The sequence below is a fragment of the Brevibacillus centrosporus genome (assembly GCF_046622605.1).
Classification (GTDB): domain Bacteria; phylum Bacillota; class Bacilli; order Brevibacillales; family Brevibacillaceae; genus Brevibacillus; species Brevibacillus centrosporus.
The window spans coordinates 5931498-5946078 of record NZ_CP176856.1; the positions used below are offsets into that span (position 1 = coordinate 5931498).

Below are 14581 nucleotides of genomic sequence, written 5' to 3' on the forward strand. Positions count from 1 at the left end.
TTTTTTCGTGTGTTTACAAGCCCGATTGAGCCTATTCTTCGTCACCTACAGCCTCTACCGGAACCTCGACATATTCTTTTTCACCGCGTTCGATTTTAGCTTGGCCGTTTGTCAGGTCTACCATCCCAGCGATGAAATCATCCTGCAGACCATCCGGGATCAAGACATGGGCAGTGACCCGATCGGTGTAGTCCGTACCGACTACGCGTTGGTCTGTTAGGCGCAGCTCGTTTTCCACCTTGCCCCACCAATGATAATCGACATTCACCGAAATTTTTTGATGGAGCGTGTGAACGACGATCTTGGCCGCCTTCAAAGCAGTCACAGTTCCAGCGGTATAGGCCCGCACGAGTCCGCCTGCGCCCAGCTTGATTCCACCGAAGTAACGAGTCACTACGACAACCGTGTCTTTCACACCATTTTTCTTGATGCACTCGAGGATCGGTTTTCCTGCAGTCCCACTTGGCTCGCCATCATCACTCGAGCGCTGGATCTGATCGTTTTCTCCGATGACGAAGGCCGAGCAGTTATGAGTAGCGTCCCAGTGCTTCTTTTTGATCATGGCAATAAAAGCGGTAGCTTCCTCTTCGGTCGTCACGCGCTGTGCGTAGCCAATAAATCGGGATCGCTCAATTACGATCATATCTTCTCCATAACCGGCTACAGTCTTATATTGCTGCAACATTGTCTTTTCACCTCAAGAAAAGCATAGCATGCCGACGATTGGTAAGCGAATCCTGAAATTTTTTTGACACACAATCGTATTATTCTAGGAAGCAAGAATGGAATTAACGGGGAGGGAAGTTTCTATACATGATACAGTGCGTTTGACCGGATATGAAAATGGTGGTATTACACTAATTTTTCGTGTGCGAAGGAATACTCTGTGTTATAGTGATCTTGGGACAAACAGAGATATTTCAAGTGGTGAAAGGTTTTATCATCAACACAATGATAAAGGAGTGGAAAACGAGTGAATTTCCCTTATTCGAGCAAGAAATGGATGACCATTAGTTTGGCGGCAGTTTTGACTACGGCGATTGGCGCTGGGACTTTGACGGCATATGCAAATACAACGACAACCGAGCAAACGACAGCGACTGAGCAGGCGAAAGAAACAACAACGGCTCCAGCAGCTGAAGGAACTGACGTGAAAACGGACGCAGCTAGTGAAGCGAAAGCAACAGACGCAGTTGCAACAACCACCAATGATACGACTTCAAAACCAGCTACCACTGCTCCGGTTGCAGGTGTAGAAGAGCTGACATTGGAAAAGGCTATTGCTCAGGCGATCGAAACCAACGCGACGCTGCAAACAGTTCGTCTGGATGCCAAAAATGCAGACATTAACCAAATGCTTTCCTACAAATCGTCTGCTGACATGCCATCTGACATGATTGAATCTCTGGCTGCAGCGAAAGGAAAATATGTCAACAACGCACAAGCCGAGATGACCAAAAAACTTAATGCTCTGCAAGTAACAGCGACAGAGAGCAAAATCAAGCTGGGAGCTCAACAGGCTTACTACAATCTGATTTTTGCTCAAGACGATCTGGAACTGAAAAAACAAAGTTTGTCCCGTGCCCAAACACAGCTGAAAGTAGCAAACGCTGCATTTAAAGTAGGTACGAAAGCCAAAACAGATGTCCTGCAAGCAGAAATGGGTCTGGCAGGTGCTCAGGCCAACTTGACTAGTGCGAAAAACGCAGTCGAAGTAGCTCGTATGGATCTGAATGATTTCCTTGGTGTTGACCTCACAAAGGAATGGAAAGTTGTATCCTCGAACAAGCAGGTTGCCCCTGTCAAAATGACAATGGAAGAAGCAGAAAAAGAGGCACTCTCCAAGCGTATTGAAGTAACGAAGGCTAATGAAGAGCTCAAACTGGCTCAATTGAACGTGAAACTGATTGAGGAGTATTCTGCTCTGTCGACGTTGCCTGGGCGTGTAGCACGAAATAATGAGGAGAAATCCAAATTGGCGATCGATGAGCAAAAACGTGCGATCTCCAAAGAGGTATCCCAAGCTTACTTGAATCTGAATGCAGCTAGAGAAGCCATTGATTACCAGAAAGTAGCGAAGGATTCGGCAGCGGAAAGCTATCGCTTGACCAATTTGCGCTTTGAAAATGGTCTCGCAACGACTCTGGAAGTCATTCAAGCCGAGGAAGAATTGTCCAGTCGTGAGAACCAATACCAAAAAGCCATTCTTCAATACAACCTGGCTGTCGTAAACTTTGAAACAGCTCTCGGAAACTAATCAAGATTTGTAAGTTTTTGAATGGAATTGGAAAAAGGTTCAATGATGACATGTTGAGTGGCGTACCCTATAATACGAGTTGTGGCCGATGTCACAGCTTACATATTACAGGTGAATAAGACCACGGAAAAATCTTTAAACTTTTTTTCTCAGGCGCCGCAACTTTTGCTGAGCTGAGGCGTTTAATAGGATGTCACACGAAAAACGGGGAATTGTGTAAAAAAGATTCACGGATTCTAGCAATTGTGTTACACTAGTGATTGTTGCATTTTACACAATACTGAATATACTAGAGATTTTTAACACAAAAAAGCGAAGCTGTCCTGCGAAAGGAGGTGACACGCGCTTGCAGGATTCGGGCTTTAAAAAGAAAGATAGATTAACAACAAATATTCCCCAAGAACAATTTGTTTATACTAGAGGAGGAGAACACAAGGTTATGAAAAAGGTCGTTAACAGTGTACTGGCTAGTGCCCTCGCACTTACTGTTGCTCCAATGGCTTTCGCAGCAGAGGACACAACTACAGCTCCTAAAATGGATGCTGCTATGGAGAAAACCGTAAAACGTCTGGAAGCTCTTGGCCTGGTAGCAGGTTATGGCAACGGCGAATTCGGTGTAGACAAAACCATCACTCGCGCTGAGTTTGCTACTTTGATCGTTCGCGCTCGCGGACTTGAGCAAGGTGCTAAACTGGCTCAATTCAACACTACTTACACAGATGTTAAATCCACTGACTGGTTTGCTGGTTTCGTAAACGTAGCTTCCGGTGAAGAAATCGTTAAAGGTTTCCCGGACAAATCTTTCAAACCACAAAACCAAGTTACTTATGCTGAAGCAGTAACCATGATCGTTCGCGCTCTGGGTTATGAGCCATCCGTTAAAGGTGTATGGCCAAACAGCATGATCTCCAAAGCTTCCGAGCTGAACATTGCAAAAGGTATCAACAACCCTAACAATGCAGCAGTTCGCGGCGACATCTTCAAAATGCTGGACAACGCTCTTCGCGTAGACCTGATGGAGCAAGTTGAATACGGTACTGACATCCGTTTCAACGTAACTGACGAAACTCTTCTGACTAAATACCTGGACGTTACTGTTCGTGACATGGAATGGGCTCACGATTCCGATAACGATTCCGATGACTTGCCAGTAGTTTCCAACGTTCCAGCTATCGGCTTGGGCAAAATCAAATCCAACGAAGTAACTTTGGCTGGTAAAGATGCTGGTCTGGGTAACACTACTTACAAAGTAGCAGACGGTATCAACCCTAACGAATTCGCTGGTCAACACGTACAAGTGTGGATCAAAGATGACAAAGAAAACGTAATCGTATGGATGGAAGGTTCCGAAGACGAAGAAGTGGTTATGGACCGCACTGACGTTTTCCAACTGAATGGCAAAACCATCTCTAATGGTGACGGTCTGAAGGGCAAATCCGATCTGGAAGATTTGAAATTGTCCTTGGATTCCAGCGGTAAATCCTACCGTTTCAGCGAAGATGCAGAAGTTACTTACAACTTCCAACGCCTCGATGCAATCGATGGCTTGAAAGACATCATCAAAGTTGCTCAAGATTACACTGTATCTGTGAAGTTGGTTCTGAACGAAAACAACGAGATCGTGTACATTCACGCTATCGATGATCAATCCTTCGACCAATCTAACAAAGGTGTTAAATATGGTTCCGAAGTGATCGAGAAAATCGACGCTGACAAAAAGAAAATCGACAACCTCGATGGCCGTAAATTCAGCGATCTGGATGACCTCGATGAAGGTACAGACTTCCTGGTATTCTTGAATGGCCAACCAGCTAAACTGGCTGACCTGAAACCAATGGACGTTTACAGCGTGTACTATGCTGATGGCGATGACGAGAAATTGCTGGTATTTGCTACCCGCACTGTAGTTGAAGGTAATGTAGATAAAGTAGTTACTCGTAGCGCTACAGACGTTCGTCTGACTGTTGGAGACAAAACTTACCGTGCTCGCACTGGTACTTCCTACTCCGACAACGCTAACAAAGACGTTAAAGAAATCGATTCCAAAAACTGGGATCTGCTTGGCGACTTGGATGGCGAAGATGTAAAACTGTACCTGGATGCTTCCGGTCGTATCCGTCACGTTGAAACAAAAGACAGCGTAGACGATCGCAAACTGAAAGCAATCGTTACTCGTGCAGCTGTTTACAGCGCATCTGATGATGAGTATGCTTTCGTAGTTATGACTGAAAAAGGTAAGAAAATGTCTATCTCCCTGGAGAAAGATGACATCGAAAACGCTGATGGCGTAGACTACGGCGACGAAGATCTGAACGAAGACGATCTGCTCGAAATCCTGTCTCCTAAGAACGATGACAGCCTCGCTTTGCTGGAAGTAACTTTGGATACTAAAGGTGAAGTAAGCAAAGTGAAAATCCTGAACACTGACGAGCTGCAATATGCAGATGGCCAAGAGTGGGATGACCTGGCTGACGAAGACGACGATGTTGTTGGTGACGCTGAAGTAACTGACGACACTGCAATCTTCGACATGACTGGTACTTTGGATACAAGTGCAAAACGTCCTGAACTGAAAGATGCTGGCATCGCGAAGTTCAAAGACATCGCTGATGAGAACGATCTGAAAGTTTACTACCTGTTGGATGAAGATGGCGAAGAAGTAGATGCAATCTTCGTAGTTGAAGGTGACGGTTTGGGTGGAGACGCTCAATTCGGTTACGTATTGAACTACTCCTCCAAAGGTGGAGAAGATAGCATCGTGGTTCTCGTGAAAGACGAATCCGGCGCTGTTGTTCAAAAAGAGTTCAAATTGGATGACGAGAAAGAAAACCTGTTGGATGATGGTATCAAACGTGGTGACTTCATCGCTTTCGATACAAACTCCGATGATGAAGTTGTTGTTGACGATGTAGTTGAAGTTGTTGACGGTGCTATCAACTCTATCGATGCACGCGTTACACTTCCTGAGTCCAAATGGGACAAAAACAACATCGACACAATCGCAGTTGCACAAGTAGATGACGTTGATGGCAACACCATCACGACTACTGGCGGCAAAAAACTGTACACTCAATCTTCTACTGCATTCATCGATGCGTGGGATGATATCACTGGTATCGACGGTGTAGATGAAGGCGATCTGCTCATCCTGATCGACACTGACGATGACGGTTCCCGTTTCGACTACGTACTGGTAGTTGGTACTGAAGACTACATCGACGAAGAAGACATCACTGACACTGAAATCGCTGACTTCCTGAGCCAATTGGGTGATGATGTTGATCCAGGTACACCTGGCGACGATTGGGATGCAGTTGATTCCAAAGTGACTGGTTCCATGTTCTCTATCGGTTCCGTAACTGCTTACCAACTGGTAGTTGACCTGAAAGAAGAAGCTGAAGAAGCTGTTCTGACAGTCGACGGTAAAGAGTACACTGGCACAATCGATGGTAACAAAGTAACCTTCGAATTCTCTGCTAAGTCTACTGCTAAAACTGGTAAACTGGTTGTAACTGGTTCCGAAGAAGGTCAAGAAGATACTGCAGACGTTACTTTCGAAGCTAAGTAATTAGCATCGTCTAACGCTCATGAGAGTTGAACAACGGAGGGAGGTACCTCCTTCCGTTGTTTCTTACATACTCTCTACAAAAAATAGAAACTTCCTATCAAACTTACGGAGGGGTAGTACGTGAATAAAAAAGTAGCTCTATCTGTTCTTTCCGCTACAGTCTTTGCCAGCATGGCAGCTTCTGCTTTTGCTGCACCAAAATCCGGTCTGTACATCGGCGGAAATGTAGACAAATATTATTCCATGAACACACTGTTGGGCGGTATGAGTTCTTCTGCACTGGATCAATTCAGCACTGAAATTGGTTCTGCTGGTTTCGGAAACCTGATCTATGTAGACTTCGATGGTAAAGGTGCTTCCATCGCTGAAATCATGAGCGCAACTGATTTCGACAGTGCTAAAAAAGACCTGACAGCTGACAAGTTCGAAGGCGTATACTCCAACATCAAAGCTGATGGTTCTGCTGATGGTACTTACGATCCTCGTAACGATGCTATCGACACTCCAACTGGTGATCTGAAAGTTGAGTCTGTAAGTGCTATTGACCTGAGAACAGTTGAAGTTAAGTTTGGTGCAGCTGTTGATGAAATTACAGCAACAGACGCTGCTAACTATGAACTTAATGGAAATGCTCTTGCTGCAGGTGCTTCTGTAAAGTTGTCTGCTGACAAGAAAACTGCAACAATCACTTTGGATGCAGCTGATGTACTGACAAACAAAACTTACATTACTGTAACTGCTTCTCTTGGAAATACAATTCTTGGCGAGAATGGATCTGTCCTCAACGAAGAAACAAAATCCATTTTTGTAGAAGATGCAACTAAACCAGTTGTTTCCTCAACTGACTATGTAAAAGCTGCTGATGAGTTGACTATCAACTTCAGTGAGCTCCTTCAAACAGAAGGCACTGTAACTGTGAAAGATAAGGAAACTGGTGCAGTAGTAACAGCTCCAGCAGCTCTGTCTGGAAAAGTGGTTACAGTAGATACAGCTGCTCTGACAGATGGTAAAGAGTATGTAGTTACTATCGTTGGTGCAAAAGATTTGGCTGGTAACTTCTTGAATAACAACAAGTATGAACTTACTTTCAAAACGGGATCTGCAGATGTAACAGCTCCTACAGTTACAAGTGTTGTAGCAAAATCTGCTAACCTGATTGAAGTTACTTTCTCTGAAAAACTGTCTGCACTGGGAACATTGAATACTAATGCTCTTACTGCAGTGGCTACGGCAGCTGACCTGGATGCAAACTATGAAGTATTGGTAGATGCAACTGGTCTGAAGTACACTATCTATGTACCTGCAATGGCTGATGACTCGGTAACTGCTTATGCATTTGCCGCTCAAGAAGACTTGGCTGGTAATCCTATTACTGCCGTTACTAAGAACGTACCATTTAATGCAGATGCAACTGCTCCAGAAGTTCAAAATGTATCGGTAGCAGGCAAAATTGCAACAATCACTTTCAGTGAGGATGTTGTTGATGCTGGAGGTACTGGAACTGTACTGACACCTGGTGGTGTATTGAAAACAGTTGCTGATGCTGACATTGATAGCCTGACACCACGTTACAACAACAAAGTTCAAGTAGATCTTTCTAACGTTGTTACTACTATCGAAGCTGGTACTTACAAAGTAACTCTTCCAAAGGATGTAATTGCTGATGCTGACGGTAACAGCAAGGAATACGTTCTTGACGTAACTTTGAATAACGCTCAAGATACTACTAAGCCACAAGTAGTTGGCACTGCTGTTTACACTGATGCAGCAAATGCTGGTACTGTTGCAGTTGAGTTTAACGAAAATGTTGGCGCAAGTGCAATCGATGTTAACAACTACACAGTTGACGGTGTTAAAGTATTTAAGTCCGCATACTTTAACAACGACAATCGTCACGTAGTATTGACTATTGATGCAAACAAGTTTGATGTTGATGCTGATCGTGAATTCAAGTTCACAGGAGTTAAAGATGTCGCAGGTAATACTGCTGATGCTTATACTCAAGTAATTAACTTCAAAGATAACACTGCACCTCAATTGGTTTCTGCTAAACTTGAGAATGATCTTACAACAATCACTTTGAGCTTTACAGAAGCACTTGATCCTGCAACTCTGGATGGAGATGCTGCTGATTACAAAGTTTATGTTGGTGATGTTCTTGAAGCTGGTGCGGTAGAAGCTATCGTAGCTGCTGATACAACAAACAAAACGTTTAAAATTACTCTTGCTGATGCATTGACAGCTACTGAATATGCAAAAGCTATCACTATCAAGCCTACTGATGATTATGAAGTAGCTGATGCTGGTGATAACCTTGCTGCAACATTCACTTCTGTAACTGTTGCAAAGTAATCGAAGCGTTACTTCATAAGCTCAACTAGAGCAAAAGAAGTGGAGAATGGGTCTACCTCGAAAGGGGTAGGCTCTTTCTTCTTGTCTTATCTTTCAGTAATAATCCCAAGGTCGACTTTCCTAGTACAAAAAAGAGCCCAAACGGGCTCTTATCCTCCATACCTCTTCAAAAAGTCCTCCACGGCCTTATTCATGACATCCTTTACCGTGTAACCCGTATTGTTCACAAATCCCGTAAGCCGATCTGATAGTTGCGCCTGGATCTGTACCGTTTTGGTTACCGCTGGGCCCCTATAACGTTTCATATACAGTTCCTTAGGCTGATCTGTCACCATCATCAGCAACTGATCTTTATGCTGCAGAATTTCCTTGAGATTTTGCACCAGATCCATCGGCAAAACTTCCTTGTTCCTTTCCTCTTTCGTAACAATCTTCAACTCTACCAATTTCTCATTTGACTCTTGCAAGTTCTTATAGGTTTCTTGGAGTTCCTGGCTTGCTTCTGTTTGCTGGCTATCATTTGCTATTGTCTGGCCATTTTCTTGTAATACATTGCCTGAACCTGCTGGCATATTTACAACTTTTGCTTGTTTCATGTTGTTGCCATTTGCAAGCAAGATGTCCGAAGAAGAAGAGGATTCGATAGACTTCATCAGCGGGTCCTTCACATAATTTTTTAATGTCCAATCGAAACGGTAGCCGTGTCGGCGCATATAGCCACTAACTCCACCTTTACCTTTATAACCAAGCAGATCAGCAATTTCCTCAGCAGAATGCCCCTCACGAAACAAATCAAGAATCACATCAACACGTTCGTTTGATTCCACAGTCAGTACCTCCTGTTCCCTTTATGATAGTTTTTCCAACGCTTCACGCAGATGCTCAGGCGTTGTATGTGTATAGATGGATGTTGCCCGAGGGGAAGCATGTCCAAGTAATTTACCGATTCGTAGCAAATCCACTCCGTGGTCCTTGTAAAGCGAAGTAGCAAATGAATGTCGTAAGACATGGGGAGTTACCTTCTTTGTAATGCCGGCTTCTTGAGTAGCCTTGTGCAGTATCACTCGGATGTAGCCGGTAGTAATCTTCGTTTCCGTTTTCTTGGTTACAAAGAAGTGCGGATCTTTGCTATCTGGCCTAACATTGTCCAGGTATTCTTTTAAAATCGGAGCAAGTTCGGGATGCAGGGGAATGATCCTGTATTTGTCCCCTTTTCCATGCCATACGGTTATAGTGGCCTCATGAAGATTTACATCATTAATTTTTAAATTAGCTAGCTCGGATACCCTAAGCCCTGTGTAGCGCAATGCCTGGATTAAGGTGTAATCTCGCCTTCCTTGATCTTTGTCCTGAGAGATGGCGGACAAAATCCGCTCGATCTCTTCCTTGGTGATAAAGCGAGGGATACTTTCTGGTTTTTTTGGCGCATCGATTTTCAGACTAGGGTTTTTGCTGATGTACTCTTCTCGCTCGAGGAAACGGAAGAATGAGCGAAAGGTGGCCACGGTACGAATGATGCTGTTTGTCTTGTAGTGTTTTTCTTCTGCGACGTATCGTAGGTACGACCGCAAATGATATGGTTCAATTTCGTCGACAAAAGGTTCCACTTTCCATCGTTCTAGGTAGAATCGATGAAACTGCGAAAGATCCTTGTGGTACCCTGTATAGGTTTCTTTGCTTCTATTAACCTCGATTTTCAGATAGGTAACAAACTCTTCTATCGCTTCAAATAATGCAATCAAATGGAAACACTCCTTTTTAAAGTTTAATTTTGCATGCAATTAGCTTGTATCGTAAAACATGCGAAGTGCCTCCGTATCTATACGTTCTAATCTGTGGCTACCGTGACTTTGGATAAGGTTAAGATTTCTTCCAGGTCGATGACGCGTATCAGTAGTTGACTTACTGCAGGGAGGCTTGAGACCTGTTCAGATGAACGGGCCTTAATCTGGGATAGTTGAATGCCAACTTTCCCGAAAATCTCTTTGGAAAGTAAAAGGTCTTCTTGATAAACGGAGAAGGAAAGGATCTCCTCTGGGAATTCGTCCATGTCTTTCTGTACAATATCTTGATGAACTGAAAAGTATACGATTCCTTTTTCCCAAACGTCTTTATCTATGGTGACTACAAGCCAGATGGGATATGATTGATCGTCTTGATACTGGTTATAAATCGTTAGAATCATTTTGCGTGTAGCTCCTTCTGTTGTTTTCTATGTATGGCCAATTCGTACAAAGATTTAGTTTCGTCTGACCAATTAGAGGAATCGGCCCTGCGATATCGATTTTTCAGCTCGTTTTCAAATTCAAGCTGCTGCTTCCCGGAAAAGACACGTCGTTGTATCTGTTCCCAGCGCTTTCTAGCAAGTTGATGAGTAACCCGGAACTCTGAGGAGAGAACATGTATGATGTCTGCCTCATGTGAGGGCAGGTGGATCTGCTGTATCATGTAAAAAGGCAAGGCAGCGTAAAGTTGAAAATGATTTGCTTGTTCTTCCTGTAACTCCAAGAGCCCCCTGTTCATAGAAAGTTGATTACCAGTGTGTAGTAAGATGTGACTAAGCTCATGGAAGAAAGCTTCACGTGATTCAATAGAAGGTTTGTTGGCGTTTAGGAATACAGCAGCTCGATAGTCATCCCATATACCTTCTTCTTTTGCGCCTGGTAAAGACACAATGGTGATCCCGAAGACATCAGCTATTAAGTCAATGTCAATGTGGTCCGGAGATAAGATGTTATGTGATCGGTATAAAACCTCAACCTTATTTTCAAGAAAGGTTTTGTAGTAGAAATGTAACATGAAATTAGCTCCTAACCAAACGTATGTTCTGTTTTTGTTTCAAAAGAAAAGCCCAAGTACGGGCTATTTTATTTGTCTTTCTTTTTTAGGCTACGGAAGATTTCTAGTTGGAGATCTAGTTGTTTTTGTAGAAACTCTTTTTCCTCGTCAGTGGTGTTTTCAGGGAGCTCTAGAAAGGCTCTGTTTACTTGTCCATTTGAGTACGTTGATGAGGGATCATTGGATCTACCTAGTAGGTAATCAGTGTTAACTTCAAAAACATCAGCCAGCTTTCCGAGTGTTTCATCGTCTAATTTCCGTTCCCCACGTTCGTACATACCAATAGCACTTCCAGAAACGCCAATCCTCTTGCCCAAGTCTTCTTGCTTCCATTTCCTTTTAGATCGTTCAATCCTAATTCTGTCGCCAACCGTTGGCATATTAAATCACACCCGTTACAACGTATTGTTGTATTTAGTATATCAAATACAACAGTATGTGAAAATGAATACAACAAATTGGAGTATTTTCATTGACAAACAACAATTCGTTGTTTATTATAAGGACAGATATAACACATATTGTTGTTTGGAGGTGATGCCAAATGAGTAAGAGAACCAATTTAATTTCACGTAGAAAGCAACTTGGGTTACTTCAAAAAGATATTGCTGAGCAGATTGGATGTAGTACAAGTGCATATGGAATGTACGAAACAGGGGCTAGAACTCCTGACCTCAATACTGCCAAACAGATTGCTGATGTTTTAAAAACCACTGTTGAACAAATTTTTTTTGAAGATAAAAACAACAAAATGTGTTATTCAGCGCCGGAACCTGCGTGACTAGGAGGTACACATGAACCAACCAGATCCCAAAAAGCTTCAAGAAATCTTATCCCAACACAGACCAGTAGACCTCAAGTTAATGCTTGCACCTGTTAGGCGTGCACCGATGCCACTTCGGAAGAATAACCGGCCAGACGGCAAGAGACGAAAATAGCTCAGCTCGGTTAAAGAAAAACCCTCGGTGAGCAGCCGAGGGAGTGTCTGGAAGATGAGCACAGTTTCATTGTACTTAGAAAACCAAATAGAAAAGAGGAGAACAGATGAGGAACAGTAACGCGCCAGTAAGTATTTACTCGCGGTCTCGGATCAGCGATATTTGCGAATACGCCTTCCGTCACCAAAGGACAGGCGAGCATTTGACGTATGAGACGCTCGGGAAGAAGATCGGTCGATCGGCCAGGTGGGTTTCTGATGTAATAAACGGCCGAGCGACCCCGATGCGGGAGGACGCTGAGGATTTTGTCCAAGCTTGTGGCAATCATTATGCTATCCGAATGATTAAGCATCTGTATGGTGATGCTCCTCCGCCAACTGATCCACGTTTGATGGCTAGCCTGACGGTGTCACTCAATAATCTGATCAAACAATGCCGAGACGTTATCAAGGAGGCCGAAGTCGTGATTGAGTGGGAAAGAACCAGGCGCCCATGGCAGCCGGTCACTCAGGATGACGAACGGATACTGACGCACCTTGGCAAACAAATCGAGGACCTTTTCCAGGCTGGTGACGACGTACATATCTTGATGGATGAGCGATACGGAATTGATCCTGCGATACACCAACACAATTGGTTAGTTGAGGCGAGAGCACACGAAATCGTTGTGAATGATCCACGAGAGTTAATGCGACGAGAGCGCCAAGAAATTCTATTCACAGGAGGGACACTTCTATGACTGCATATTTGGGGCCAGAAACCTTGGAGATCCTTTCTGCAACGGATCGGGACACGATCCATACTGCTCTGATTGAGACGGCCAGGCGGGATGCTCTTACACCAATGGATTTGCTGAAAGATAAGCGTTGGATACTTGCCGCAAAGATCAAGCGTGAGCAACCGGTGGATGAAGAAGAGTTGGGGTGGATTATCAACTCATTAAGGGAAAGAGCTGACCATTCTGAACGTAAGGGGATGACAATAAACCCGGTGTATGACAGGGCAATCGCAGACAAGGTCGCAGAAATCAAGCAAGCACGTGAACAAATGATGATAGAGAGTATTGCATCTCGTTACAAAGAAAAAACCGCCTGCAGCGAACAGACGGCTTAGAAAAAATTCGATATCGGAAGAATACCACAATTCCACAGAGGAGGACAAGCCATGAAACTGGATAATCGATTGAAAGAAAAAGGTATCGTGTCCAATGAACTGCTGGGTGGTCAATTTGAACGAATGGCGACATACAAAACGGATGGCACGCTTCGGATAGAGTCAACACCAGATTTTATTGCTGGGATAGGGTGGTCACCTGGTCAGACGATCGTATTGCAGAACTGGAACGAGATATGCCGCCTGCGTGATTTTCTGAACGGGTTAACCCCTATACCGGTGTCAAAGCAGGAGGAGGGTTACCTTGAACGCGCCACTGCTTGACTTCCCAGAACACGTTGAAAAGACGGAATTGATACGGCGGCAACACTTGCTCCCTTTGGCCTTCGATTTAGATGACGAAACGGACAAGTTGGCCTGGACTGTACGCGATGTGATCGAAGAGTTGGAAATTCTGATCGATTTGCGAGCAACGATGGCGCCGGGTGAATTCCAAGAAGGTGTAAGAGACCAAGCAAGACGTCTGTTCAAATAGTCGAAACCGGGGCTAATCCCCCTGGTCTGCCGGAGATGACCGCCCGGTACTGATGAGATAGGTCATACATAACGAGGTGAAAGAGTGGCGCAGGCATGGAACTGCAACAGCCGCGTAGAGGTTGGGGCGCGGCAGCCTCGTGACTTAGAGAGTGGAGGTGGAAGCGATGGGCTGATTAAGCAATTGGTGAAGGTCAAGGTTTGAGAATTAATTTGATTCTGACTATCAAACGAAGGTGAATCGGCAAAGGGGATGATGAATCTGAAAAACCTAGGTAAGTGCCGTTTCTGTAAAAAGAATAAAGCTGTTACTCGTGAGTCTGGAGAGTGGGAACCGATCTGCATGCCGTGTCTCTTAGCAACGGTCAGATCCAATGTTGAGTATTTTGCAACTCTAAGCGAAGAAGACAAGAAACGTGTTTTTGAGAACGAGTGGGAAGCCCGAGTCGACTGGCAAACGATTGCTTCACAGATCGACTCAGCTTCCACATTGGAGGAAATCAATCAGCTAATTGATCTTCAGAGACAGAAAGACTAAACCATGTTCCAGGCTTCGATGAAATTTTTTAAATTGAGAATCAGGTTCTTCTCAGTAAACTCATCGATTTCTTTATCACGAATAATAGAAGCACTATTTTTGATGTTTATGATTGCGAGTCTATCACCATCGTCGATTTGTTCATGAATAGCTTTTCTCAAGAGGTATAGCATCAACTGAGCTTTGCCGTTGTCGAGCTTTTGATTGATACCATCATCAGTGAAGTACAACTTGATAAAGTGTGGAGTTCCATTAAGCACCAATCCGAGTTCCGAACCAACGTTAATGCTCTTCCGACATTTAATTTCTACATAATGGGTGGAAAGTCCTGTAAAAAATAGAGACCCAGCGCGGGAACGCTGAGTCTTCGGTCTTGGTGCACGATTGGGAATCAAGTTTATCGTAGCGGATAGACCCCCAAAAAACAAGTGGGAGGTATTTGC

15 protein-coding genes and 1 other RNA gene are annotated in these 14581 nt (G+C 44.0%); 9 read left to right on the top strand and 7 right to left on the bottom strand.

Annotated elements, in window-relative coordinates; all coding sequences use genetic code 11:
- Positions 1 to 31 precede the first annotated feature (31 nt).
- Positions 32 to 685: a YigZ family protein gene (locus ACLIN2_RS29565; RefSeq protein ID WP_122960770.1), complete on the bottom strand. Its 654-nt coding sequence runs from the start codon at positions 683 to 685 to the stop codon at positions 32 to 34.
- A gap of 288 nt (positions 686 to 973) precedes the next feature.
- Here ACLIN2_RS29565 and ACLIN2_RS29570 point away from each other — a divergent pair, with 288 nt between their 5' ends.
- The 3 genes from ACLIN2_RS29570 to ACLIN2_RS29580 all read left to right on the top strand — a co-directional run bounded on the left by ACLIN2_RS29570 (position 974) and on the right by ACLIN2_RS29580 (position 8177).
- Positions 974 to 2257: a TolC family protein gene (locus ACLIN2_RS29570; RefSeq protein ID WP_411502922.1), complete on the top strand. Its 1284-nt coding sequence runs from the start codon at positions 974 to 976 to the stop codon at positions 2255 to 2257.
- A gap of 346 nt (positions 2258 to 2603) precedes the next feature.
- On the top strand, positions 2604 to 5825 hold the full coding sequence (locus ACLIN2_RS29575; protein ID WP_411502923.1) for an S-layer homology domain-containing protein: 3222 nt from the start codon (positions 2604 to 2606) through the stop codon (positions 5823 to 5825).
- 120 nt (positions 5826 to 5945) lie between these two features.
- On the top strand, positions 5946 to 8177 hold the full coding sequence (locus ACLIN2_RS29580) for an Ig-like domain-containing protein (protein WP_411502924.1): 2232 nt from the start codon (positions 5946 to 5948) through the stop codon (positions 8175 to 8177).
- Between the two features lie 149 nt (positions 8178 to 8326).
- Here the strand turns inward: ACLIN2_RS29580 and ACLIN2_RS29585 are convergent, their stop codons facing one another.
- The 5 genes from ACLIN2_RS29585 to ACLIN2_RS29605 all read right to left on the bottom strand — a co-directional run bounded on the left by ACLIN2_RS29585 (position 8327) and on the right by ACLIN2_RS29605 (position 11395).
- Positions 8327 to 9004 carry a hypothetical protein gene (locus ACLIN2_RS29585; RefSeq protein ID WP_411502925.1) on the bottom strand — a complete coding sequence of 226 codons (678 nt, stop codon included), beginning with the start codon at positions 9002 to 9004 and terminating at the stop codon, positions 8327 to 8329.
- Positions 9005 to 9025: 21 nt separating this feature from the next.
- A complete protein-coding gene (locus tag ACLIN2_RS29590; RefSeq protein WP_411502926.1) occupies positions 9026 to 9919 on the bottom strand; it encodes a tyrosine-type recombinase/integrase in 894 nt (297 codons plus the stop codon).
- An 86-nt stretch (positions 9920 to 10005) separates the two neighbouring features.
- Entirely contained in the window at positions 10006 to 10362 is a 357-nt protein-coding gene (locus ACLIN2_RS29595) for a hypothetical protein (protein WP_411502927.1), read from the bottom strand.
- A complete protein-coding gene (locus ACLIN2_RS29600) occupies positions 10359 to 10976 on the bottom strand; it encodes an ImmA/IrrE family metallo-endopeptidase (RefSeq protein WP_411502928.1) in 618 nt (205 codons plus the stop codon). Before ACLIN2_RS29600 ends, ACLIN2_RS29595 begins: the two co-directional genes overlap by 4 nt.
- 68 nt (positions 10977 to 11044) lie before the next feature.
- On the bottom strand, positions 11045 to 11395 hold the full coding sequence (locus ACLIN2_RS29605) for a helix-turn-helix domain-containing protein (RefSeq protein WP_122922061.1): 351 nt from the start codon (positions 11393 to 11395) through the stop codon (positions 11045 to 11047).
- A gap of 164 nt (positions 11396 to 11559) precedes the next feature.
- On the opposite strand from ACLIN2_RS29605, the gene ACLIN2_RS29610 reads away from it, so the two are divergent.
- The 6 genes from ACLIN2_RS29610 (at position 11560) to ACLIN2_RS29635 (ending at position 13668) form a co-directional block, all read left to right on the top strand.
- Positions 11560 to 11796, top strand: a complete 237-nt coding sequence (locus tag ACLIN2_RS29610) for a helix-turn-helix transcriptional regulator (protein ID WP_122922060.1) — start codon at positions 11560 to 11562, stop codon at positions 11794 to 11796.
- A 263-nt stretch (positions 11797 to 12059) separates the two neighbouring features.
- The gene (locus tag ACLIN2_RS29615; protein WP_411502929.1) at positions 12060 to 12692 is read left to right on the top strand and encodes a helix-turn-helix domain-containing protein; all 633 of its coding nucleotides are present in this window, start codon (positions 12060 to 12062) and stop codon (positions 12690 to 12692) included.
- Positions 12689 to 13066, top strand: coding sequence for a hypothetical protein (locus ACLIN2_RS29620; protein WP_411502930.1), 378 nt, complete (start codon positions 12689 to 12691; stop codon positions 13064 to 13066). Before ACLIN2_RS29615 ends, ACLIN2_RS29620 begins: the two co-directional genes overlap by 4 nt.
- A 51-nt stretch (positions 13067 to 13117) precedes the next feature.
- A complete protein-coding gene (locus ACLIN2_RS29625) occupies positions 13118 to 13390 on the top strand; it encodes a hypothetical protein (RefSeq protein WP_411502931.1) in 273 nt (90 codons plus the stop codon).
- Positions 13371 to 13601 carry a hypothetical protein gene (locus tag ACLIN2_RS29630; protein WP_411502932.1) on the top strand — a complete coding sequence of 77 codons (231 nt, stop codon included), beginning with the start codon at positions 13371 to 13373 and terminating at the stop codon, positions 13599 to 13601. Before ACLIN2_RS29625 ends, ACLIN2_RS29630 begins: the two co-directional genes overlap by 20 nt.
- An RNA gene (locus ACLIN2_RS29635) (hammerhead ribozyme type II) lies at positions 13600 to 13668 on the top strand. The genes ACLIN2_RS29630 and ACLIN2_RS29635 overlap by 2 nt, the downstream gene beginning before the upstream one ends.
- Positions 13669 to 14134: 466 nt before the next feature.
- On the opposite strand, the gene ACLIN2_RS29640 is transcribed toward ACLIN2_RS29635, so the two are convergent.
- Complete coding sequence (locus ACLIN2_RS29640; protein ID WP_411502933.1) at positions 14135 to 14533, bottom strand: hypothetical protein; 399 nt, start codon at positions 14531 to 14533, stop codon at positions 14135 to 14137.
- Positions 14534 to 14581: the final 48 nt, after the last annotated feature.

What these genes read in the sequence shown, in the direction of transcription:
- ACLIN2_RS29605 (WP_122922061.1), bottom strand. Translation starts at nt 11,395, where the DNA reads ATGCCAACGGTTGGCGACAGAATTAGGATTGAACGATCTAAAAGGAAA.
- ACLIN2_RS29610 (WP_122922060.1), top strand. Translation starts at nt 11,560, where the DNA reads ATGAGTAAGAGAACCAATTTAATTTCACGTAGAAAGCAACTTGGGTTA.
- ACLIN2_RS29565 (WP_122960770.1), bottom strand. Translation starts at nt 685, where the DNA reads ATGTTGCAGCAATATAAGACTGTAGCCGGTTATGGAGAAGATATGATC.
- ACLIN2_RS29595 (WP_411502927.1), bottom strand. Translation starts at nt 10,362, where the DNA reads ATGATTCTAACGATTTATAACCAGTATCAAGACGATCAATCATATCCC.
- ACLIN2_RS29625 (WP_411502931.1), top strand. Translation starts at nt 13,118, where the DNA reads ATGAAACTGGATAATCGATTGAAAGAAAAAGGTATCGTGTCCAATGAA.
- ACLIN2_RS29615 (WP_411502929.1), top strand. Translation starts at nt 12,060, where the DNA reads ATGAGGAACAGTAACGCGCCAGTAAGTATTTACTCGCGGTCTCGGATC.
- ACLIN2_RS29620 (WP_411502930.1), top strand. Translation starts at nt 12,689, where the DNA reads ATGACTGCATATTTGGGGCCAGAAACCTTGGAGATCCTTTCTGCAACG.
- ACLIN2_RS29600 (WP_411502928.1), bottom strand. Translation starts at nt 10,976, where the DNA reads ATGTTACATTTCTACTACAAAACCTTTCTTGAAAATAAGGTTGAGGTT.